We start from the raw sequence: 21,387 nt of genomic DNA on the forward strand, positions 1-21,387 counted from the left end.
GTGGATAACCACACGCGGCTTAACGCCGATGCGCTCATGCGGTTATCATGGGCGCCTTCCGACACCATTCCCTTCCAAAAACATCGAGGCTCTTCCCCATGCGCTGGATGCTTGCCCTGTTGTTGTCGATCGCATCGATCGGCTGTTCGCTCGCCCATGCCGACGCGACGTTCCGCTTCACCGCCATTCCCGACGAAGACCAGTCTCGCCTGGTCGAGCGCTTCTCCAAGGTGGCCGATTACCTTTCGGATCGGCTCGGCGTCGATGTCGAATACGTCCCCGTCACGTCCTACGGCGCCGCGGTCACCGCCTTCCGCAACGATCAGGTACAACTGGCCTGGTTCGGCGGCCTCTCGGGCGTTCAGGCCCGCCAACTGGTACCGGGCTCGCAAGCCATCGCCCAGGGCAAGGAAGATGCCGCGTTCGTGAGCTACTTCATTGCCAATACCGCCACCGGTATCGAGCCGCAGCAGGAAGCGCTGCCCGAATCCGTGGTCGGCCACTCGTTCACGTTCGGCGCCAAGACCTCGACGTCCGGCCGACTGATGCCGGAGCACTTCATCCGCCAGCGTTTCGACGAGGCTCCCGAGCAGGTCTTCTCCCGCGTGGGCTTCTCCGGCGATCACACGCGCACCATCGCGCTGGTGGAATCCGGCACCTACGATGTCGGCGCGGTGAACTTCACCGTCTGGCAGGCTGCCGTCGAGGATGGGCGCGTCGATACCGACAAGGTCGAAGTGATCTGGGAGTCGCCGACCTACCCGGACTATCAGTGGACGCTGCGCGGCGACGCCGACGAGCGTTACGGCGAAGGCTTCACCCAGAAGGTGCAGCAGGCACTGGTCGACATGACCGATCCGGCACTGCTGGAAAGCTTCCCGCGCTCGGGCTTCATTCCGGCCAGCAACGATGACTACGGCCCGATCGAGTCGGTCGGGAAATCCATCGGCCTGCTGCGCTGAGACCCCATGCCGCTACTAACCTTCGATAGCGCCGACCTGGGCTACGGGACGCAGGTAGTGCTGCCGGCGTTGACGCTCTCCCTGGAGGCTGGCGAGCGCGTCGCGCTACTGGGTCAGAGCGGCGCCGGCAAGTCGACGCTGCTTGCCGAGATTCGCCGCCGGCTGGGCAATACCGCCGCCTGGTGCCCGCAAGGATACGGGCTGGTGCCGCTGCTGTCGGTGTATCACAACATCTATATGGGGCAGCTCGAACGGCACACCGCGCTGAGCAACCTCTGCAATCTCCTCAAGCCTCGTCGCCAGGCGTGGCAGGCCATCGAGACCCTGGCCGACGAGCTGGGCCTCGAAGGATTGCTGCGTCGCCCCGTGGCGCAGCTTTCCGGCGGTCAGCGTCAGCGGGTCGCGATCGCCAGAGCGTTCTACCAGCAGCGCGAAATCTTCCTCGGTGACGAGCCGTTGGCCAGCGTGGATCCTCATCAGGCGTTGCGACTGCTGGAGCATATCCAGACTCGCCATGCCTCCAGCATCATTGCCCTGCACCAGCATCGGCTGGCACTGGCGCATTTCGACCGCATCGTCGGCCTGCGTGACGGGCGCGTGGTGCTGAACGCGCCTGCCTGCGAGCTGACGCTGGCGCACCTCGACGCGCTCTACCCGGACGCGGGAAAATCGAGTCGCGAGACCGAGGTAGATGCCACGACATGAGCGCGCCTCCCGGACTGCTGCAAGGCACTAGCCCCGGCCTGACGCTCGCCCGACGCTCGCTGGCGCTGACTCTGCTGTGCCTGCTGCTGCTCCCCTTCGCCGACCTGCGGGTCATCGCCGCCGATCCGTGGGGCGAACTGTGGCGAATGGTGCAAGGTTTCGTCTGGCCCGACTTCGTCGCGCTGGAAAGCCCGCTTCGAGCGATCGTTTTGACCGTCAGCGTCGCGCTGTGGGGAACCCTCATCGGTGCGCTACTGGGCTTTCCGCTGGCGTTGATCTTTCATCGCTCGAGACTCGTGCGCGCGTTCTGCGCTTTCGTGCGCGCCATCCATGAGCTGTTCTGGGCGCTGCTGTTCCTGCAGGTCTTCGGCCTCTCCGCGGTCACCGCGCTCGCCGCGTTGGCGATCCCCTATGCCGGTATCTTCGCCAAGGTCTATGCGGAAATCCTGGAACTCACGCCCAGAGCCCCGACCGACGCGCTGCCCGGCGGCGTCGACCGGCTGTCGCGTTTTCTCTATGCCGAGCTGCCGCTGGTGTGGGATCGTCTCGCCAGTTACACCCGTTACCGTTTCGAATGTGCCATGCGCGCCAGCGTGCTGCTCGGCTTCGTGGGGTTACCGACCCTCGGCTTCTATCTCGAAAGTGCCTTCCGCGAAGGACGCTTCGGTGAAGCCGGCGCCCTGCTGTGGGTTTTCTACACGCTCATCGCCACGCTGCAGTGGTGGGGGCACCGCCGCCTGCTGCCGCTATTGCTGTTTGGCGCACTGTTCTGCCTGGGCCCGTGGCCGGATGTCGATAGCGACCTGCTGTGGCGCTTCGTCAGCCAGGATCTATGGCCCGCTCCCCTGCTCGATGGCGATCTAGCCGGCCTGGGCGAATGGGTGACGAGCCTGCCCGATCTGCTGCCGGCGATCGGCAATACGTTGCTGCTGGCGCTGATGGGTACCGTCGGCAGCCTGATCCTGGCGCTGCTGCTGTGGCCGTTGGCCAGCCGTCACTTCGGCCGGCCGTGGCAACGGATGGGTGGGCGACTGATGCTGATCGTGCTGCGCTCGACGCCGGAACTGATGCTGGCGTTCATCTTCCTGCTGATGCTCGGCCCCTCGATGCTGCCCGCATGGCTGGCCCTCGCCCTGCATAACGGCGCCGTGATCGCCTTCCTGGTCGCACGCCACGCCGACGGCCTGACGATCGGCATGGCAGGTCTGCCGGCTTCCGGACGCTACGCGTACGAACTGCTGCCGCGCCTCTATCCCAACCTGCTGGCACTGCTCTGCTATCGCGCGGAAGTCATCATGCGCGAGACCGCCCTGCTCGGCATGCTGGGCGTCGCCACGCTGGGCTTCTACATCGACTCCAGCTTTCAGTACCTGATGTTCGACCACGCCTTCTTCCTGCTGCTGGTGACCGCCGGCCTCAACATCACCATCGACGCTCTATCCCGCCGCTTCCGGCCTCGCCAAGTCCCGCTCGACGATCCCTGCAGTCGCTAGAGGCCGGCTTGTGGGCCAACGCCCGCCGATATTTGATCTGCATCAAGTTCAATCGAGAAAACCGAGGATAGGCTTATCCAGGCCCAAGGGATCGTCCTCCCAGGGTGCGTCGAACCCCGGTTCGGCGCTCTGATGCCCTCCGCCCCATGGCACCACCACCCTTCAGAATGCATAAAGCTTGCACCGCGCAGGCCTTCTTTTCCGTTATGATGCGTAAAGTTGTCGCAATACGGATCGTTGAAACGACGCCATGACGGACCTTTACCTACAGGATTGGCGAGCCTGGACACCCCATCGCGAGGCGGAAGGGGATTCCCGGCTCGACACGAGTGACAAGCCTGCCGGCAAGGCCATCCCATCGATGTTGCGGCGTCGTCTCAACCTGCTCGGACGCGCGGTTTGCGACATGCTCTCGGACCTCGATCCCGATGCCGACAGCGTCGTGCTTCACGCCTCGCGCCATGGCGACGGCGAGCGCACGCTGGAGATGCTATATGGCCTGAACGAAGGCGAGCCGCTGTCTCCGGCGCGCTTCGGCCTGTCGGTGCATAACGCCACCGTTGGCGTCTACTCCATTGCCAGTGGCAACCGACGCAGCCAGCAGGCCATCGCCGCCAGCGGCGGCGAGTGGGCGGCGCTGATGGCAGAAGCCCGCGGATATCTCGCCGACACCCACTCGAGCCTTGTGATCGTTTTCAGCGATCAACCAGTCCCGGCGCGGTTCGCGTCTCATGCCCCGGAGTCGCCTTTCGCCGCCGTCGCGCTGCGTATCGGTCAGGCGCCGACAGCCGACGCATCGCTGGATGCCGGGCGAATCGTGGAAACTCCGGTCACGACCGAGGCCTCGACCCTGCAACCCCTCGATATCATCGACTGGTTGATGGACAAGCGTGCAGACGTGGCGTGTCCCATGAGCCGTCGTGGTTGGCAACTCGCCAACGTTCGGCCATGATCCGCTGCCCATGACACGACGATCACCGCATGGAACCTCCCGAGGCCAAAGTGACAGGCCTGCTACGCCGGACGACACCGGCAACGCGCCCGCTGCGGGATCGGCCGCCCGCAACTGATAATGAACGAGTGACAAGGACGACCAAGACCGATGGCAACGACAGCGCTGGAACACGAACTCAAAGAGATGATCATCGAGACCCTGGAACTGGAGGATGTCACGCCGGATGACATCGACCCCGACGAGCCGCTGTTCGTCGAAGGGCTGGGGCTCGACTCCATCGATGCGCTGGAACTGGGGCTCGCGCTGCAGAAGCGCTATGGCATCACGCTGGAATCCGAAGCGGAATCGTCTCGCCAGCATTTCGCCAACCTGCGAAGCCTGGCGGCACTGGTCGAATCGCGTCGCCAGAAATGAACCCGGTGGTGCCCTCTTGATTCCGTCAGCGCCTGCCCAGGGCCGCAACCGTCTTCTGTGGGCCGCGGCGGGTCTCGTTGGCCTGCTCTGGCCGCTGGTGGTGCATTACCTGCTGCCGCATTACGGCGCCTGGCCCTTGCTGATCGCGCTAGCCGCCATTGCCTGGTGGCGCCTGCCGCCGGCACAGCGTCGCTGGGGCTGGGGTCTGTTGCCGCTGATTCTGCTGCTGCTGATCACCGACAGTGCCGAGCTGGGGCTTCGTCTATGGCCTGTGGTGGTGAACCTCGCCTTGCTGTTGCTCTTCTCCCACGGCCTGCGCCATCCGCCAACGCTGATCGAGCGGTTCGCCCGTCGCCAGGAACCGGATCTGCCGCCTCACGCCGTACGCTATACCCGTCGGGTCACCCAGGCCTGGTGCGTGTTCTTCGTGCTCAACGGCAGCGTGGCACTGATCACCGCGATCCATGCCGATCTCGACGTCTGGGCCTGGTACAACGGCGGCATCGTCTACGCGCTGATGCTTGTCATGTTCCTGGGCGAATGGTGCATCCGCCAGCGCGTCAAGCGCCGGGCCGCAGCGCACGACGAGAGGATGCATGACGCAGCAGGACACGACGAAAAGAGGCCGCATGACGTTTCGTGAATTGACCGCACGCCCGTGGCGCCATCGCCCTCTTTCGGAGCCCTTCGCCTGGCTACCGCCGGAGGGCAATACGCCCGCGCGCTGGTTCAGCGTCGGCGCATGGCACGAGCGGATCGGCGCCTGGCAGCAGCACCTGCTCGATACACCCAACAACAGCGACAGCTGGCGACTCTACGAACCGGATCCGATCGAATTCAGCGCCGCACTGGTTGCGATCTGGGAGCGCGGCGATCGCGTCATTCTGCCGGCGGACAACCAGCCGGAAACGCTGTCTGGCCTGCGCGATACGGGTGTCGTTCTGGGGTCGAGCGGACAGACGCCCGAACAAGGCTCGTCGACGAGGCTCCCGAGCCGACCGCCTCGGTGGTCGTCCGAACTGCTGCCCGCCGTCGCCGTTTCGCTCTATACCTCCGGGTCCAGCGGTGACCCGCAGCGTATCGACAAGCGTTTCGACCAGCTGGATGCCGAACTCGCCACCCAGGCATCGCTCTGGCCCCTGCTCGGCCGACTGGTCGTCAGCCAGGTCAGTCATCAGCATATCTACGGGCTGCTGTTCTCGATTCTGCGTCCGCTCTGCGAGGCTAGCCCCTTCTCGGCGCAGCCTTGCCGCTACCCGGAGACCCTGCATACCTGGCTGCGGTGCTGTGAGGCAGAGGGTCGCCGGATCGTTCTCGTCAGCGCCCCGCCGGCGCTATCGCGGCTACCGGAAGCGCTCGAGTGGCAACCGGTAAACACAGCGCTCGCGACCATCTACAGTTCGGGCGCGCCGCTATCGAAGGACGCCAGCGACCAGGTCTTCGAGCGACTCGGCAAGCCGGTTCACGAGATCTACGGCAGCTCCGAGACCGGCGGCATCGGCTGGCGTGTTCAGCAGCGCGGCGCGGCATGGACCGCTCTGCCCGGCGTCGAGGTGCGTCATGACGATGAGAGCCGCCTGTGGCTGCGCTCCCGTCATCTGGAGACGCCGAACCAGTGGCAGCGCCAGGCCGACCTGATCGCATTGACCGATGACGGGTTCGAGCTGCTGGGCCGGGCCGACCGCATCGTCAAGATCGGCGGCAAGCGACTCTCGCTGACGGCCATGGATCGCGCCCTCGCAACACTGCCCGACGTCGAGCGGGCGACCACCTGGACGCTGCAGCGACGCGACCTGCGACTGGCCGCGGTCATTCAGTTGACGCCCGATGCGATGCCACATGACCACCGACAGCATCGCGAAACGGTAAAACGGCTGCGCCGGGCACTCGGCGCGCGATTCGAGACGCCATCGCTGCCCCGCTACTGGCGCTTCGTGGATGACTGGCCCACCAACCCCCAGGGCAAGCTGAGCGCGGAGATTCGCCAGCGGCTGTTTCAGGATCTCGAAGACCGACGCGCACCGCGCTGGCTGGGCGAGTGCCTGCACGAGAACGGCTGGCGCATCACGCTGGAAGTGCCCGAGCACTGCGCCTATGTCGACGGCCACTTCGACGGCCAGCCCGTCCTCCCCGGCATCGCGCTGGTACACTGGGCGATGCGGCAGGCGCGCCGACTGTTCGCTTTGAATGCCGATTTCAGCGGCCTCGAGCGATTGCGATTCCCGCAGCCGCTGCTGCCCGGCGACCGCTTCGAGATGACGCTCGGTCATCGCCAGGACGACGCCGGAGGGAGCCTGCGCATCGAGTGCGACAGCCAGCGCGGCAAGCACGTCAGCGGCCGCATCGCGCTAACGGCGCGGCAAGAGTTGAAGAGGTAGTCGATGTCGAGTGAAGATACCGCCCGCATCGCGGTGCTGGTCCCCGTCTACAACCACGCCGAAGCCATCGGCCAGACGCTGTCTCGGCTCGAGCTGCTGGGCTTGCCGATCATCCTGGTCGACGACGGTAGCGACGCCCACTGCGCCAGGGTACTGGACGATCTCGCCCGCGACCCACAGATGGACCTGGTCAGGCTGCCTGTCAACCGCGGCAAGGGCGCCGCCATTCGCGCCGGGCTGGCGCGAGCCGCCGAGCGCGGGCTGACTCATGTGCTCCAGGTGGACGCGGACGGCCAGCACGAGGCCAGAGACCTGCCGCCTTTCGTCGAAGGGCTTCGCGCCGACGATGAAACCCTGCTGCTCGGCTATCCGCGATTCGACGCCAGCGTTCCCAGGCATCGTTTCTATTCCCGCTACATCACCCATTCGCTGGTGTGGCTGGCGACGCTGTCGTTCGACCTCCGCGATACCATGTGCGGGGTCAAGCTCTACCCGGTTGCCGCCGTCAATCGCCTGATCGCCGAATACCCCTGCGGAGATCGCATGGAGTTCGACAGCGAGCTTCCTGTTCGCTGGCACTGGCAGGGCGGGCGCGTCGGCAATCTGCCGGTCCGGGTCCACTATCCGATCGACGGCGTCTCCCACTTCAAGCTGTGGCGAGACAATGTGCTGCTGGCCCGCATGCATCTACGCCTGGTGCTCGGCATGCTCGGACGCCTTCCCACCCTCTTGCGACGCCGCCAGGAAACGCCTTCATGACACCGGTCAGCAGTAACCCCAATCACTGGTCGAGAATCCGCGAAACCGGCACCGCCGGCGGCATTCGCACCATGGTCTGGATCCGGCGCAAGCTGGGTCGGCTACCGTTCCAGATCATGCTGCTATTGGTGATCGTCTACTACTACATCGCCCACGGTCTGCATCGACGCGCCTCCCATACCTACCTGACCCGGCTGTGGCGGCATCTCCACGGTCGGGCGCCCAGCCATCTGACCTGGCTGAGCCTGCGCCACTTCCGCAGCTTCGGCCAGAGTCTGATGGACAAGATCGACGCCTGGAGCGGCATTCCACCCACGCTCAGCTTCGAGGGCGACACTCGAGAGCGGTTTCGCCAGGCAGTCGCCGGCGGGCGCGGCGGCATCATGTTCGTTTCTCATGTCGGCAACATGGAAATCTGTACCGCCATGAGCGACATGCAGGACGATTTCCGCGCGACGCTGCTGATGCACACGCGTAACGCACAGCAGTTCGACGAGGTCCTGGCGCGCTCGACCCACCGCGAGAACCCGCCGGAGATCATCGAAGTCAGCGAGATCACCCCGACGACGGCAATGAAGCTGGGCCGCCGGATCGCGGAAGGCGGCTTCGTGGTCATCGCCGCCGACCGCGTGCCGATCAGCGACAGCGGCCGTGCCCGAACCCTGCCCTTCCTGGGCCACCCGGCACGATTCCCGGAGGGGCCGTTCTGGCTGGCCAGCCTGCTGCGCTGTCCGGTCTATACCATCGGCTGCTTTCGCGAGGCCACCAGCTACCGGATCGATTTCGATCACTTCGACGACACCACCGAATTGAGCCGACGGGATCGGGCGGCCTGGATCGACGGCGCCATGCAGCGCTATGTCGACTGGTTGACACGGCAATGCGAGAAGACGCCGCTGCAGTGGTTCAACTTCTTTCCCTTCTGGCTGGATTGCGACGACGCCCACTCGGACGCCGGCTCCGAGGACGGGCGCCCCGTCGGCTGATCCTCGCCATTCGAGATCTGAAACCCCACAAGGACTTTCGCATGCCGCTTCGTCGATGGTTGATCACGCTTCTGCTTCTACTGGCGCCATTGAGCGCCCAAGCCTTCGATCTGGACGACCTGCAACGCCAGCTCGCCACCACGCCGGCGTTGGCAGGCAGTTTCGAACAGCGGCGCGAACTGGCGGATCTCGATAGTTCTCTCACCAGCCGGGGCACGTTCCTCTTCGAGCGCGGCAAGCGCGTCGTCTGGCAGCTCGAAACCCCGGTCGAGGAGCGCATCGAGCTCACTCCGGAAGCGATCACCGATGGCAGCGGCGAAAGTGCGCCCCCCGGTGGCGAACAGGTGGCCCAGCTGTTCCTGCAACTGCTGGAAGGCGACTGGCAGGCGCTGGAGTCGCGCTTCACGCTGGCGCTCTCCGGCGACCAGGACGCCTGGCAGGTCGCGCTGACGCCGAAAGAGGCGGCGCTGCGCGAGCGTATCGCCGGGATCACCCTGCAGGGTGATCGCACCATCGACCGTCTCGACATGCGCACGCCGGACGGCGACCGGCTCGAGGTCCGCTTGTTCGACCAGCATCCGCTGAACGGTTCATGACGCGCGCGGGCTATCGCCGGCTCGGCTGGCTCTGGTTCGCGATACTGACGCTTTGCGCCATCTGGCTCGGGTGGATGCTTCGCCACGGATTACCCGCCGACACCGACCTCACCGCGCTGCTGCCTGCCGATCGACAGGCGCCGTTGATCGAGCAGGCGGACCGCGAACTGGGACGCGGCTTCGAGAATCGCTTCCTGCTGCTGCTCGGCGACGACGAGCGCGTCGCGACGACCCGGGCATTGGGGCAGGCGCTGCAGACGCTGGTCGACGACGGCCAGCTCGCCGCCATCGATTGGCGCGAACTGGACCTGGCCGACGCCGATCCCCACGACTGGATGGGCCAGTGGCGCTATCGCCTACTGACGCCGACATGGCAGCAAATCATCGATCGCGGCGACGCCGGCACGCTGGTGGAGCCGGCGCTGCGCCGGCTGTTCTCGCCGACGGCGCGCCCGGACCCCGTCGCCGATCCTTTCGGCTTGCTGGATACCTGGCTTGCACGGCTGCCCGGCAGCCCGATCGGTGCCGCCGATGGCCTGCTGACGCTGGATCGCGACGGCCGGCAATGGAGCGTGCTGATCGGCGAACTCAAGGGCTCGCCCTACGACCTGCCGATGCAGAACGCCCTGCACGCGACGCTCGAACAGTTCCAGCAGCGGCATCCCGACGCCGAGCTGCTGCGCTCCGGCCTGGTGTTCCACGCCGCCGCCGGCGCGCGTCAGGCGAAGCACGAGATGTCCACCATCGGCGCGGCCTCCCTGCTCGGGGTGCTGCTGATCATAGGATTCGTCTTTCGTTCGCCCCGGGTGCTGCTGCAATTGATGGTGCCACTGCTGGCCGGCTCACTGTTCGCGCTGACATTGACCCTGGGCTTCTTCGGCCGCCTGCACCTGCTGACGCTCGCCTTCGGCGCCAGCCTGATCGGTATCGCCATCGATTACGTACTGCACCTGCAGTGCGATCGCGCCATCGCCGGCGCCGGGTTTCGCCTGCGCCGGCTGCTGCCGAGCCTCGCGCTGGGCCTGATCTCGAGCGTCGTCGCCTACGTGGCGCAGGCGCTGACGCCGATGCCGGGATTGCGCCAGATGGCCGCCTTCGCCGCCTTCGGCCTCGTCGGTGCCTGGCTGACGGTCGTGCTGTGGCTGCCTCGCTTCACGCTCCATGCCAGCCCGTTCACCGCGCGTCTGGCGACACGCTGGTGGCGGCTGTGCCAACCTCGCTGGCGTTTGCCGCCCTGGCTCGCCCTGGTCGGCGCCGTCGTGCTGGTCGTCATCTGCGTTCTGCGCCTGACCAGCGACGACAGCCTGGAGCTGCTCAACCCGTCTCCGGCGGCGTTGATGCAGGACGAACAGCGGGTACAGCAACTGCTCGATCGCGATACCGGCAGCCGCTACTTCCTGGTTCAGGCCGAGGATACCCAGGCCCTGCTGACCCGGCTCGACACGCTCGACGCCGCGCTCGATCGCGCCATTGCCGACGGGCTCCGGGTCGAGTATCAATCGCTGGCCGGCTCGGTGCCGACGGCAGCGCAGCAGCAGGCCAACCTGGCGCGGGTGCGTTCCCTTTATGGCGAGCCGCTGGACGACCTCGTCCAACGCGCAGGATTACCGGCCGAGGTGGCCGAGAAAGCCAGGGCGCGGCTCGACACCTCTGCCCCGCTGACCGTGGCCGACTGGCTCGACACGCCGCTGGGCCAGTACCAGCAGCGGCTATGGCTGGGCGAGACACCGGATGGCGGCGTCGCCGCGATGGTGGTCGTCTCGGGGGCTAGAGACGCCGAGACCGGGCGCACCCTGCAGGCAGTGGCCGACGCCGTGGGCAGCCCGCAAGTCAGGGTCGAATATGTCGATCGCGTCGATCGGATCGGCGCCCTGCTCGGCGAATTACGCCGTCATACCGCAGTCTGGGTCGTGCTCGCGATGGCATTGATGACACTGGCACTGGTGTGGCGTTATCGGCGCCGCGCCTGGCGCGTCATCGCCCCCCCCTTCGGTGCCACCTTGATCGTGTTGACCGCGTTTGCTCTGGCTGGCGTTCCGCTCAATATCTTCAACCAGTTGGGCCTGCTGCTGGTCTTGGGGATCGGGCTGGATGCCGGTATCTTCAACGTGGAGCACGCCAGACAGCCATCCGCCTGGCTCGCGATCACGCTATCGACGCTTACCAGCCTGCTGGCGTTCGGCATGCTCGCCTTCAGCGTCACGCCGGCGCTGCACTATCTGGGCCTGACCTGCCTGATCGGGCTGGCCAGCGTGTGGGTTCTGGTTCCCTGGGTACGACCTGTCGATCCAGACCGGATTCATCAACAGGAGAACGAAGATGGGTGAAGTCGACCACGATGTCATCGTCATCGGTGCCGGGCCGGCCGGTGCCGCGGCCGCCGCACGCCTGGCAGCCTGCGGCCGACGCGTGCTGGTAGTCGAGCGCAGCCACTTCCCCCGTTTTTCCATCGGCGAGAGCCTGCTGCCGCAGTGCATGAGCCATCTCGAGGAGGCCGGCCTGCTGGAAAGCGTCCTGGCCGCCGACTACCAGCCCAAGAATGGTGCCGCGTTCACTCGCAACGGCCGGGAGACGGCGATCGACTTCCGCGAGAAGTTCACCCCGGGCTGGGGCACCACGTTCCAGGTCGAACGTGCCGACTTCGACCAGCGGCTGATCGACGGCGCCCGCGACCAGGGTGCAGAGGTCGAATTCGGCCTCACCGTCACCGCGTTCCGGGCCGACGACGACCGCCCCCAGGTCGACGTGGTCGATGAATCCGGCAACGCCCGTACGCTGACCGCCCGCTTCGTGCTCGACGCCAGCGGCTATGGCCGTGTGCTGACCCGGCTCGAGCATCTCGAGCGCGACGCGCGTCAGGATCCCCGCACGGCGCTGTTCACCCACCTCGAGGCCTGCCCTGTGGATTCGAGCCACGACCGCGAAAAGATCCTGATCGGTGTGCATCCCGACGATGCCGGCATCTGGTACTGGCTGATCCCGTTCCGGCACCAGCGTGCCTCGGTGGGCGTGGTCGGCGAGACCGAGCGTCTCGAAGCCTACGGCGCGACCCCGGCAGCACGATGGCAAGCGCTGATCGACGCCGAACCCCGTTTCTGCCAGCTCCTCGAAGGCGCCCGACTCACGCGTCCGGTGGGCGAGCTCAGCGGCTATTCCGCCGACGTGACGCGTCTGCACGGCCCCGGCCATGCGCTGCTGGGCAACGCTGGCGAGTTTCTGGATCCGGTGTTCTCGTCCGGCGTGACCATCGCCCTGCGATCGGCCAGCCTGGCAGCGCCGCTGGTCGACCGCCAACTGGCCGGCGATACGGTCGACTGGCATGCCGAGTTCGAGGTGCCGCTGCGCGAGGGTATCGAGACGTTTCGCGCCTTCGTCGATGCCTGGTACGACGGTCGCCTGCAGACGATCATCTTCCATGCCAACGCGCCGAGCGATATCAAGAGCCGCATCAGCGCGATTCTGGCGGGTTACGCGTGGGACCGAAGCAATCCGTTTGCCAATGCTTCACGCCGCCATATCGACACGCTCGCCGCGATCTGCGAGAGGCAGGCGGCGTCTTCGACGACACAGGCCGGGCCCCTGCGGCCGGCCGCCCGGACGACGGAGAGCAGCCCATGAAACGCAGCCTGCGACCGCTAGGACTGCTCTACCTGGCTTTGGTCCTGAGCGCCTGTAGCCTGACGCCGCCGTTGTCGCCGACGCCGCCCCTGGCCGCCGCGACCACCACCGACACCTTGAAGAGTCGATTGACGTTCCAGCCTGACGAAGGCGAATCCCGTACGCTGATCGCCTTCATCCAAATCGACCCCGACCGACTGCGAGCCGTGCTGGTGACGCCGTACGGCCAGCGCGTGACGACGCTGGTCCGCGATGCCGACGGCGCGCGATTCGAGGCCGGCGATGCCCCGGGCGAATCGCCGCTACCGATCCCGCCAGCGTGGCTGGCATCGCGCCTGGAATGGAGCCTGTGGCCGCTCGACGCCTTGCGCGACGCCTTCGACGGAAGCGCCTGGCAGGTCGCCGACAGCTCGACGCATCGCGACATCCTCTATCGTGGCGAGCTGGCCGCCCGCATCACCCCGGTGCCGGATCGCGACCACGCCAGGACGCTCACCCTGGACGATCGCCAGGGCGACTATCGACTGACGATCGACCCGATGCGGGCGCGCGATGATGGAGAAGAGCCAATGGAGAAGAACTGATGCAGAAGAGCGCTGACTTATGAGTGCTGCCTTTCCCTGTCGCCTGTCCCGCCCCGGCGTGGTCTGCTCGCTGGGTGACGATCTGGACACGATCGCTCGCGCCCTTTTTACCGGGGAACGCGGCCTGACGATCAGCGATGCCTTCACGCCGGGCCGCCCCCTGCCCCTGGGCCGGGTCGTCGGCGAACTGCCGGACGCCACCGGCTGGCCGAAGGATCACCGCAGCCGCAACAACCGCTTGCTGGCGCTGGCGCTGGAGCGAATCGCGGCCGAGCTCGAACCGTTGCTGGCTAGGGTTCCCCGCGACCGGATCGGCGTGGTGATCGGCACCAGCACTTCCGGCATCGGCGAAACCGAGCTGGCGCTGGCTGACAGCGGCCGGGAAGGGCCGCTGCCGGAAGACTTCGCCTACGCCCGCCAGGAACTGGGCGCGCCGGCACGCTTCATCGCCGAGCGCCTGGGCATCACCGGGCCCTGCTACGCCCTCTCCACCGCCTGCAGTTCCAGCGCCCGAGCGCTGGCCAGCGCCAGGCGACTGCTCAAGAGCGGCCAGTGCGATGCGGTAATCGCCGGCGGCGCGGATAGCCTGTGTCGCCTTACGGTCAACGGCTTCGCCAGCCTGGAGGCCGTCAGCGACGCGCCCTGCCTGCCCTTTTCCCGCCATCGCGACGGGATCAATCTCGGCGAGGCGGCGGCGCTGTTCGTGGTCACTCCGGAAGCCGGCGGCATCCAGCTTGCCGGCGTCGGCGAGAGCGTCGATGCGCACCACATCTCGGCACCGCGGCCCGACGGCAGCGGCGCCGCCGAGGCCATGCGCCAGGCCATGGCGATGGCCGGACGCGATCCGGCGGAGATCGACTATCTCAACCTCCACGGCACCGGCACCCGACTCAACGACAGCATGGAAGCCGCAGCCGTCGCGACGCTGTTCGCCACGCCCCCCGCCTGCAGTTCGACCAAGGCGCTGACCGGCCACACCCTGGGGGCGGCCGGCGCACTGGAGGCGGCGTTCTGCTGGCTGGCACTCGAGCAGGGGAAGCGGCCAAGGCACGTTTTCGATGGTGAATACGACCCGGACATTCCCGCCCTGCCGCTGGTGACTGCCGATGCCATGCCGGCTCGCCCGTTGCATCATGCCCTGAGCAACAGCTTTGCCTTCGGCGGCAACAACGCCAGCCTACTGCTGTCCCGGGCCGAATGAAGCGCCGGTTTGCCCGGAAAGAGAAACGCAAGAACGACGACGGAATTCCCTTGACTGCATCCGATATGCCTTCGCTCCCCTGCCCCGTTGCACCGCTGGTCCCCCACGCCAGAGGCATGTGCCTGCTGACGCAGCTGGTCGAGGTCCGCGAAGAGGGGGCGACTGCCGAAACCGTGACCCGGCGCGACGATCTGTTCGCCGAGCCCGACGGCATTCCGGCCTGGGTCGGTGTCGAGTGGCTGGCTCAGGCCGTCGCCGCCTGGGCCGGTTTTCGGGCCGCCGCATCGGGCGAGGCGCCGGCCCCGGGTCTGTTGCTGGGCGCCAAACGCTACCGGGCGCGCGTGCCGGTCTTCGATTTCGACCAGCGGATCCGTATCACCGTCACCATCGACTTCGTCGCCGACAACGGCGTCACGCAGGTCAGTGGCGCCCTGTACGCCATAGAAAAGCATGCCATCGAAAAGTATGACATCGGAAAGCACGCCACGGCGATGCCCGAGGATGCCGAGCCGCTGGCTCGCGGCAGCCTGACGCTCTATCGCCCCGCCGCGATGCCGACATTGAACGGCGCCTGACGCCCCTGACTTCACAATCCGCAGCTCTACGCGCGAGGCCCCATGGAAGAACGACATCCCGAGACGATTCTGGTCACCGGTGCCAATCGCGGCATCGGCGAAGCGATCGCCAGACGCCTGGCCCGCGACGGTCACGATCTGGTACTGCACTGCCGGCGCCCCGGCGACGACATCGATGCGGTCAAGGCTGCGGTGGAAGCCGAAGGACGCCGGGCGCGCATCGTCCACTTCGACGTCGCCGAGCGGGAAACCGTCAAGGCGGTACTGGAGGCGGACATCGCCGAACACGGCTGCTACTACGGCGTGGTCTGCAACGCCGGCATCACCGCAGACAAGCCATTCCCCGCGCTGACGGGCGAGGACTGGGACGGCGTGCTGCGAACCAACCTGGACGGTTTCTACAACGTCCTGCATCCGCTGGTCATGCCGATGATCCAGCGGCGCCGGCCCGGTCGTATCGTGGCGCTCTCGTCGATGTCCGGACTGATAGGCAATCGCGGCCAGGTCAACTACAGCGCGGCCAAGGCCGGGATCATCGGCGCCAGCAAGGCGCTGGCCGTCGAGCTGGCCAAACGCCGGATCACGGTCAACTGCGTCGCGCCGGGGTGGATCGAGACGCGCATGACCGATGAGCTGCCCCGCGACGAGATTCGCAAGCTGATTCCCATGCAGCGCACCGGTACGGCCGAGGAAGTTGCCGGCACCGTGAGCTTTCTCTGCTCGGCGGATGCAGCCTACATCACGCGTCAGGTGATCGCGGTGAATGGCGGCATGTATTGATCGCTCTTTCCGGTACCGAGGTGAACGGTTAATGCCTCCGGCAAGATGTTCGTCCGGCCGCCCGGCAGCGAGCCGGCTCGAAAGACAGGCTTGATCGAGTCCCGCCATTGGCGCGGGCACTATTACGGCTCGCGGGGCTTTCCAACGGGCGGCGTTACGGTTGTCGGTTGACGGGCCGCCAGCTCGGCGACGGCGATCTCCAGCAGGACCACGGCCAGCTCGCTGATGTTGACGTTACGTTTGCTGGCTTCGGTCGCCAGTAGTCGATAGGTGGAGTCGCTGAGGTGGTTGAGCACCAACCGGGCCATATGGGAGTCCTCGTGTGCCGGTTTCGAACACTGTAACGAGTTATCGACAGGCACTCAGGCTGAAATCACTAGACCTGAGGCATGATCCCCTCTAAGGCAGGCCGTCGCCCCGCGCCGTGCTGGACCCGGCCACGGCGTGGTAACCTTGCCCTTCACCGTACGCCCCCGGCATTTCGATGCCTCCTCTGTGCCCCAAGAATCGACGGAGCTTACCGAGACACCATGCAGGACGCGGCCTCCAGCAAGAGCACTCAGCATACGCCGATGATGGCGCAATACCTCAAGATCAAGCGCGAGCATCCTGATGTACTGCTCTTCTACCGGATGGGTGATTTCTACGAGCTGTTCTTCGATGATGCCAAGCGGGCGTCGCGGCTGCTCGACATCACGCTGACGGCGCGCGGCCAGTCGGCGGGCAAGCCCATCCCCATGGCCGGCATTCCTTACCACAGTGCCGAGTCCTACCTGGCCCGGCTGGTGAAGTCGGGCGAATCGGTGGCGATCTGCGAGCAGATCGGCGATCCCGCTACCTCCAAGGGGCCGGTCGAGCGTCGCGTCGTGCGTATCGTCACGCCGGGCACGCTGCACGACGAGGCGCTGCTGGATGCCGGACGCGACAACCTGCTGGTGGCTCTGCACCAGACGGGCAACTGCTGGGGGCTCGCCTGGCTCGAACTCTCCAGCGGCCGCTTCAGCGTGCTCGAGGTCGACGGCGAGGCCGACATGCTGGCCGAGATCCACCGCCTTCAGCCCGCCGAACTGCTCGCCGCCGAGAGCCTGGACCTGCCGCCCTCGCTCGCCGACCGAACCGGCCTGCGCCGCCAGCACGACTGGCACTTCGATCTGGAGACCGCCCACCGGCTGCTGTGCGACCAGTTCGAGGTCGCCGATCTGCGAGGATTCGGCTGCACGCATCTCGAGACCGCGCTGATCGCGGCCGGCGTACTGATCGACTACGCGCGGGATACCCAGCGGTCCCGCCTGCCGCATGTCACCGCGCTGGGCGTCGAGAGCCGCGACGAATCCGTGGTGATCGATGCCGCCAGCCGGCGCAATCTCGAGATCGACATCAATCTCGGCGGCACCGGCGACAACACCTTGGCCAGCGTACTCGACACCACTGTCACGCCAATGGGCTCGCGGCTGCTCAAGAGATGGCTCAATCGCCCGCTACGGGATCGCGCCCAGATCGGCGGGCGCCAGGCCGCCGTGCAACTGCTGCTGGATGGTGACCAGTATCTGCTGATTCGCGAGCCTCTCAACGAGGTCGGCGACGTCGAGCGCATCCTGGCCCGTGTGGCGCTGCGCAGCGCCCGGCCGAGAGACCTGGCCCGCCTGCGCGATGCCCTCAACGTGCTGCCGGCGCTCCAGAGCGAACTGCAGCGCATCGAGGGCGACAGCGCGCTGGACGATCTCGCCCGCCATATTCATCCCTATCCCGAGCTCGCCGAGACGCTCATCCAGGCGCTGATCGACAACCCGCCGGTGGTGATCCGGGACGGCGGCGTCATCCGCGAGGGTTTCGATGCTGAGCTCGACGAGTATCGCGGCCTGGCCGAGCACGCCGGCGATTATCTGGTCCAGCTCGAAGTCCGCGAACGCGAACGCGCCGGCCTGCCCGGTCTCAAGGTCGGCTACAACCGGGTCCACGGCTACTACATCGAGATCCCCCGCGCCCAGGCACGCGAGGTGCCGGCCGACTACATCCGCCGCCAGACGCTGAAGAATGCCGAGCGCTTCATCATTCCCGAGCTCAAGGAGTTCGAGGACAAGGCTCTCTCCGCCAAGTCCCGCGCGCTGGCTCGGGAGAAGCTGCTCTACGAGAGCCTGATCGACACGCTCAACGCCGATCTCGATGCGTTGCAGGCCACCGGACGCGCGCTGGCCGCGCTGGACGTGCTCTGCGCCTTTGCCGAGCGCGCCCAGCATCTGGAATTCGTGCGCCCGCATCTGCTGGAGACGCCAGGCTTCGACATTCGGGGCGGCCGCCATCCGGTGGTGGAACACGTCAGCCAGCATCCGTTCGTGCCCAACGACCTGCGTCTCGACGATGACCGCCGCATGCTGGTCATCACCGGCCCCAACATGGGCGGCAAGTCGACCTACATGCGCCAGGCGGCATTGATCGCCCTGCTCGCCCACACCGGGAGTTTCGTGCCCGCCGACAGCGCCGAAATCGGCCCGGTGGATCGCATCTTCACCCGGATCGGTTCCAGCGACGATCTGGCCGGCGGGCGCTCCACCTTCATGGTGGAGATGACCGAGACCGCCAGCATTCTTCACAATGCCACCTCGGAAAGTCTGGTGCTGATGGACGAGATCGGCCGTGGCACCAGCACCTTCGATGGTCTCTCGCTGGCATGGGCCAGCGCCGAACACCTGGCGGCCCAGCGCGCCTTCACGCTGTTCGCGACCCACTACTTCGAGATGACCGCGCTGGCCGAACAGCAGGAAACGGTGGCCAACGTTCACCTGACCGCCGCCGAGCACAAGGACGGCATCGTCTTCATGCACCGCGTCGAGGAGGGCCCGGCCAGCCAGAGCTATGGCCTGCAGGTCGCCCAGCTCGCCGGCGTGCCCCAGACCGTAATCGCCCGTGCCCGCGACAAGCTGGCCAGTCTCGAACAGCCCGCGGCGATGCCGGTCGCCACCGACGCCCGCACGCAGCCCGCCGGGCCGCAGCAGGCGGATCTGTTTGCCGCGACGCCGCACCCGGTACTGGAAGCGCTGGCGTCGTTGGACGTCGACTCGCTGACGCCGCGGGCCGCGTTGGACCTGCTCTATGCCTGGCGCGAGCAGTGCTGAATGGCCCGGTGGCTATAACACCATTCCTCGATGTTTCACGCCGCGGCTTGCCGACGCTGGCGCCACCCGCCTAAAATATGGCGCCATTCGAACAGCATGCGGCGGCACCGTGGAAACGGTGATTTCAACAACGTCTTCCTATCCGCCAATACCGTGACCAAGAGCTGTGACATAGAGCTTCGACTTAGGGCTGTGGCAAAACCAGTCACGTGGCCGGGCCGTCAATCAGGAGAGAACACCCATGACGTTCGTCGTCACCGAGAACTGCATCAAGTGCAAATACACCGACTGCGTCGAAGTCTGCCCGGTGGATTGCTTCTACGAGGGCCCCAACTTCCTCGTCATTCATCCCGATGAGTGCATCGACTGTGCGCTCTGCGAGCCGGAATGCCCCGCGGAGGCGATCTTCTCGGAAGACGAGTTGCCCGAAGGCCAGCAGCAGTTCATCGAACTCAACGCCGAACTCGCCGAGGTGTGGCCCAACATCGCCGAACAGAAAGACCCGCCGGCGGACGCCAAGGAGTGGGATGGCAAGCCGAACAAGATCGAACTGCTGGAGCGTTAATTCCGGCATTGATCGGATGTCAGCACCAGACGAAGAAGGCCGCTCAATGAGCGGCCTTCTTGCATTTACAAACCAAAGTCTTCGCTACGAGTTTCAGCAAGCTACTTTTAGATCGCCATCGATGTCGCTCGACTGACTTGAAGCGAAAACCGTGCTTAGTGAAAGTTGAATAAATAGCCGAACGGAGTAAAGCACAAGGCGCACGGCGCACAGGAACCGGAGCCTATGGGTTATAGGTGAGGATTCCGCGCACCGTGCAACGTAGTGATTTGCCCGTGCAGGCATTTATTGGCCCTTGATCGCCTTTAGGCCCGGATAGGCGGCTTTCTCACCCAACTCCTGCTCGATCACCAGCAGGCGGTTGTACTTGGCGACACGATCGGAGCGGCACAGCGAGCCGGTCTTGATCTGGCCGGCGGCGGTGCCCACGGCGAGATCGGCAATGGTGGTGTCTTCGGTTTCGCCGCTACGGTGGGAGATGACCGCGGTGAAGCCGGCATCCTGCGCCATTTTGATCGCATCCAGCGTTTCGGAAAGCGAACCGATCTGGTTGAACTTGATCAGAATCGAGTTGCCGATCTTCTCGTCGATACCGCGCTTCAGGATTTTGGTGTTGGTGACGAACAGATCGTCGCCGACCAGCTGGATCTTGTCGCCGAGCTTGTCGGTCAGCGCTTTCCAGCCATCCCAGTCCGACTCGTCCATGCCGTCTTCGATGGAGACGATCGGATACTGGTCGCAGAGATCGGCCAGATAGTCGGTGAAGCCGGCGGCGTCGTACTGCTTGCCCTCACCGGCGAGATCGTAGGTGCCGTCTTTGAAGAACTCGCTGGAGGCGCAGTCGAGCGCCAGCGTGACGTCCTTGCCCAGAGTGTAGCCCGCGTCGCTGACCGCCTGCTTGATGACCGCCAGCGCTTCGGCGTTGGAAGAGAGGTTCGGCGCGAAACCGCCCTCGTCGCCGACCGAGGTGGAAAGCCCCTTGGCAGAGAGCACTTTCTTCAGCGAATGGAAGATCTCGGCGCCCGTGCGCAGCGCTTCGCGGAAGTTCGGCGCGCCCACCGGCTGGATCATGAATTCCTGGATATCGACGTTATTGTCGGCATGTTCGCCGCCGTTGAGGATGTTCATCATCGGCACCGGCATGGTGTACTGGCCCGGCTGGCCGTAGAGCTCGGCGATGTGGGCGTAGAGCGGCACGCCCTTCTCGGTTGCCGCTGCCTTGGCCGCGGCCAGCGAGACGGCGAGAATCGCGTTGGCGCCCAGGCTTGCCTTGTTGTCGGTGCCATCCAGCGCCAGCATGGCGTCGTCGAGGGCACGCTGATCGCTGGCATCCATGCCCAGGAGGCGCTCGCGGATCTTGCCGTTGACGGCGTCGACGGCCTTCAACACGCCCTTGCCCAGATAGCGCGACTTGTCCCCGTCGCGCAGTTCCAGCGCTTCACGCGAGCCGGTGGAAGCACCGCTGGGCGCACAGGCGCTGCCCGTGATGCCGCCACTCAGCGTGACCTGTGCCTGGACGGTGGGGTTGCCGCGGGAATCGAGTACTTCGAGGGCGCGGATATCAACGATCTCAGCCATGTTACGTCGTCCTGTCGGTTGAAAAATCAATGATCGAGGGTGAAGCGCCCGGCTCTTGCGCGGACTCCGGGCGCGATGATTCGGTCATGGTAGCAGTTCTGGAGCTTATCCAGCGTTGGCGGGTC

Annotated in this window: 20 protein-coding genes; 18 read left to right on the top strand and 2 right to left on the bottom strand. The window is 65.9% G+C overall.

The genetic code is table 11. From position 1 onward, the window contains the following. The first annotated feature begins 98 nt into the window (after nucleotides 1-98). The 16 genes from R3F72_RS01455 to fabG all read left to right on the top strand — a co-directional run bounded on the left by R3F72_RS01455 (nucleotide 99) and on the right by fabG (nucleotide 16,006). Nucleotides 99-962, top strand: coding sequence for a putative selenate ABC transporter substrate-binding protein (locus tag R3F72_RS01455; protein ID WP_332778754.1), 864 nt, complete (start codon nucleotides 99-101; stop codon nucleotides 960-962). Between the two features lie 6 nt (nucleotides 963-968). Continuing rightward, nucleotides 969-1,667 (top strand): ATP-binding cassette domain-containing protein, encoded by a 699-nt coding sequence (locus tag R3F72_RS01460; protein ID WP_332778755.1) that lies wholly within the window; start codon nucleotides 969-971, stop codon nucleotides 1,665-1,667. Next, nucleotides 1,664-3,160, top strand: a complete 1,497-nt coding sequence (locus R3F72_RS01465) for a PhnE/PtxC family ABC transporter permease (RefSeq protein ID WP_332778756.1) — start codon at nucleotides 1,664-1,666, stop codon at nucleotides 3,158-3,160. The genes R3F72_RS01460 and R3F72_RS01465 overlap by 4 nt, the downstream gene beginning before the upstream one ends. A gap of 250 nt (nucleotides 3,161-3,410) precedes the next feature. Then, the gene (locus R3F72_RS01470; protein WP_332778757.1) at nucleotides 3,411-4,112 is read left to right on the top strand and encodes a beta-ketoacyl synthase chain length factor; all 702 of its coding nucleotides are present in this window, start codon (nucleotides 3,411-3,413) and stop codon (nucleotides 4,110-4,112) included. 150 nt (nucleotides 4,113-4,262) lie between these two features. After that, on the top strand, nucleotides 4,263-4,529 hold the full coding sequence (locus R3F72_RS01475; RefSeq protein WP_071231880.1) for a phosphopantetheine-binding protein: 267 nt from the start codon (nucleotides 4,263-4,265) through the stop codon (nucleotides 4,527-4,529). Between the two features lie 16 nt (nucleotides 4,530-4,545). Further along, on the top strand, nucleotides 4,546-5,172 hold the full coding sequence (locus R3F72_RS01480) for a hypothetical protein (RefSeq protein WP_303856169.1): 627 nt from the start codon (nucleotides 4,546-4,548) through the stop codon (nucleotides 5,170-5,172). After that, entirely contained in the window at nucleotides 5,159-6,907 is a 1,749-nt protein-coding gene (locus R3F72_RS01485) for an AMP-binding protein (protein ID WP_332778758.1), read from the top strand. Before R3F72_RS01480 ends, R3F72_RS01485 begins: the two co-directional genes overlap by 14 nt. Before the next feature lie 3 nt (nucleotides 6,908-6,910). Further along, nucleotides 6,911-7,666 (top strand): glycosyltransferase family 2 protein, encoded by a 756-nt coding sequence (locus R3F72_RS01490; RefSeq protein ID WP_332778759.1) that lies wholly within the window; start codon nucleotides 6,911-6,913, stop codon nucleotides 7,664-7,666. After that, nucleotides 7,663-8,652 (top strand): LpxL/LpxP family acyltransferase, encoded by a 990-nt coding sequence (locus R3F72_RS01495; protein WP_332778760.1) that lies wholly within the window; start codon nucleotides 7,663-7,665, stop codon nucleotides 8,650-8,652. Before R3F72_RS01490 ends, R3F72_RS01495 begins: the two co-directional genes overlap by 4 nt. Nucleotides 8,653-8,693: 41 nt before the next feature. After that, nucleotides 8,694-9,248 carry an outer membrane lipoprotein carrier protein LolA gene (locus tag R3F72_RS01500; protein ID WP_179208805.1) on the top strand — a complete coding sequence of 185 codons (555 nt, stop codon included), beginning with the start codon at nucleotides 8,694-8,696 and terminating at the stop codon, nucleotides 9,246-9,248. Beyond that, nucleotides 9,245-11,575: an MMPL family transporter gene (locus tag R3F72_RS01505; RefSeq protein ID WP_332778761.1), complete on the top strand. Its 2,331-nt coding sequence runs from the start codon at nucleotides 9,245-9,247 to the stop codon at nucleotides 11,573-11,575. The genes R3F72_RS01500 and R3F72_RS01505 overlap by 4 nt, the downstream gene beginning before the upstream one ends. Next, nucleotides 11,568-12,866: an NAD(P)/FAD-dependent oxidoreductase gene (locus R3F72_RS01510; protein WP_332778762.1), complete on the top strand. Its 1,299-nt coding sequence runs from the start codon at nucleotides 11,568-11,570 to the stop codon at nucleotides 12,864-12,866. Before R3F72_RS01505 ends, R3F72_RS01510 begins: the two co-directional genes overlap by 8 nt. Continuing rightward, nucleotides 12,863-13,450: a DUF3261 domain-containing protein gene (locus tag R3F72_RS01515; protein WP_332778763.1), complete on the top strand. Its 588-nt coding sequence runs from the start codon at nucleotides 12,863-12,865 to the stop codon at nucleotides 13,448-13,450. The genes R3F72_RS01510 and R3F72_RS01515 overlap by 4 nt, the downstream gene beginning before the upstream one ends. A gap of 19 nt (nucleotides 13,451-13,469) precedes the next feature. Continuing rightward, complete coding sequence (locus tag R3F72_RS01520) at nucleotides 13,470-14,651, top strand: beta-ketoacyl-ACP synthase (RefSeq protein ID WP_332778764.1); 1,182 nt, start codon at nucleotides 13,470-13,472, stop codon at nucleotides 14,649-14,651. A gap of 50 nt (nucleotides 14,652-14,701) precedes the next feature. Continuing rightward, nucleotides 14,702-15,226: an ApeP family dehydratase gene (locus tag R3F72_RS01525; protein ID WP_332778765.1), complete on the top strand. Its 525-nt coding sequence runs from the start codon at nucleotides 14,702-14,704 to the stop codon at nucleotides 15,224-15,226. Between the two features lie 42 nt (nucleotides 15,227-15,268). Then, nucleotides 15,269-16,006, top strand: coding sequence for a 3-oxoacyl-ACP reductase FabG (gene fabG, locus R3F72_RS01530; protein ID WP_087717689.1), 738 nt, complete (start codon nucleotides 15,269-15,271; stop codon nucleotides 16,004-16,006). Nucleotides 16,007-16,128: 122 nt separating this feature from the next. Here fabG and R3F72_RS01535 read toward each other — a convergent pair whose 3' ends face one another. Then, complete coding sequence (locus R3F72_RS01535) at nucleotides 16,129-16,314, bottom strand: hypothetical protein (RefSeq protein WP_087717688.1); 186 nt, start codon at nucleotides 16,312-16,314, stop codon at nucleotides 16,129-16,131. A 222-nt stretch (nucleotides 16,315-16,536) separates the two neighbouring features. On the opposite strand from R3F72_RS01535, the gene mutS reads away from it, so the two are divergent. Next, on the top strand, nucleotides 16,537-19,119 hold the full coding sequence (mutS, locus tag R3F72_RS01540; RefSeq protein ID WP_332778766.1) for a DNA mismatch repair protein MutS: 2,583 nt from the start codon (nucleotides 16,537-16,539) through the stop codon (nucleotides 19,117-19,119). Between the two features lie 241 nt (nucleotides 19,120-19,360). After that, on the top strand, nucleotides 19,361-19,684 hold the full coding sequence (fdxA, locus tag R3F72_RS01545; protein ID WP_071231867.1) for a ferredoxin FdxA: 324 nt from the start codon (nucleotides 19,361-19,363) through the stop codon (nucleotides 19,682-19,684). A 285-nt stretch (nucleotides 19,685-19,969) separates the two neighbouring features. Here the strand turns inward: fdxA and eno are convergent, their stop codons facing one another. Then, nucleotides 19,970-21,262 carry a phosphopyruvate hydratase gene (gene eno, locus R3F72_RS01550; protein ID WP_332778767.1) on the bottom strand — a complete coding sequence of 431 codons (1,293 nt, stop codon included), beginning with the start codon at nucleotides 21,260-21,262 and terminating at the stop codon, nucleotides 19,970-19,972. Between the last annotated feature and the right edge of the window lie 125 nt (nucleotides 21,263-21,387).

Origin of the sequence: Salinicola sp. 4072, from assembly GCF_036663415.1 — a bacterium.
Lineage (GTDB): Bacteria > Pseudomonadota > Gammaproteobacteria > Pseudomonadales > Halomonadaceae > Salinicola > Salinicola salarius_A.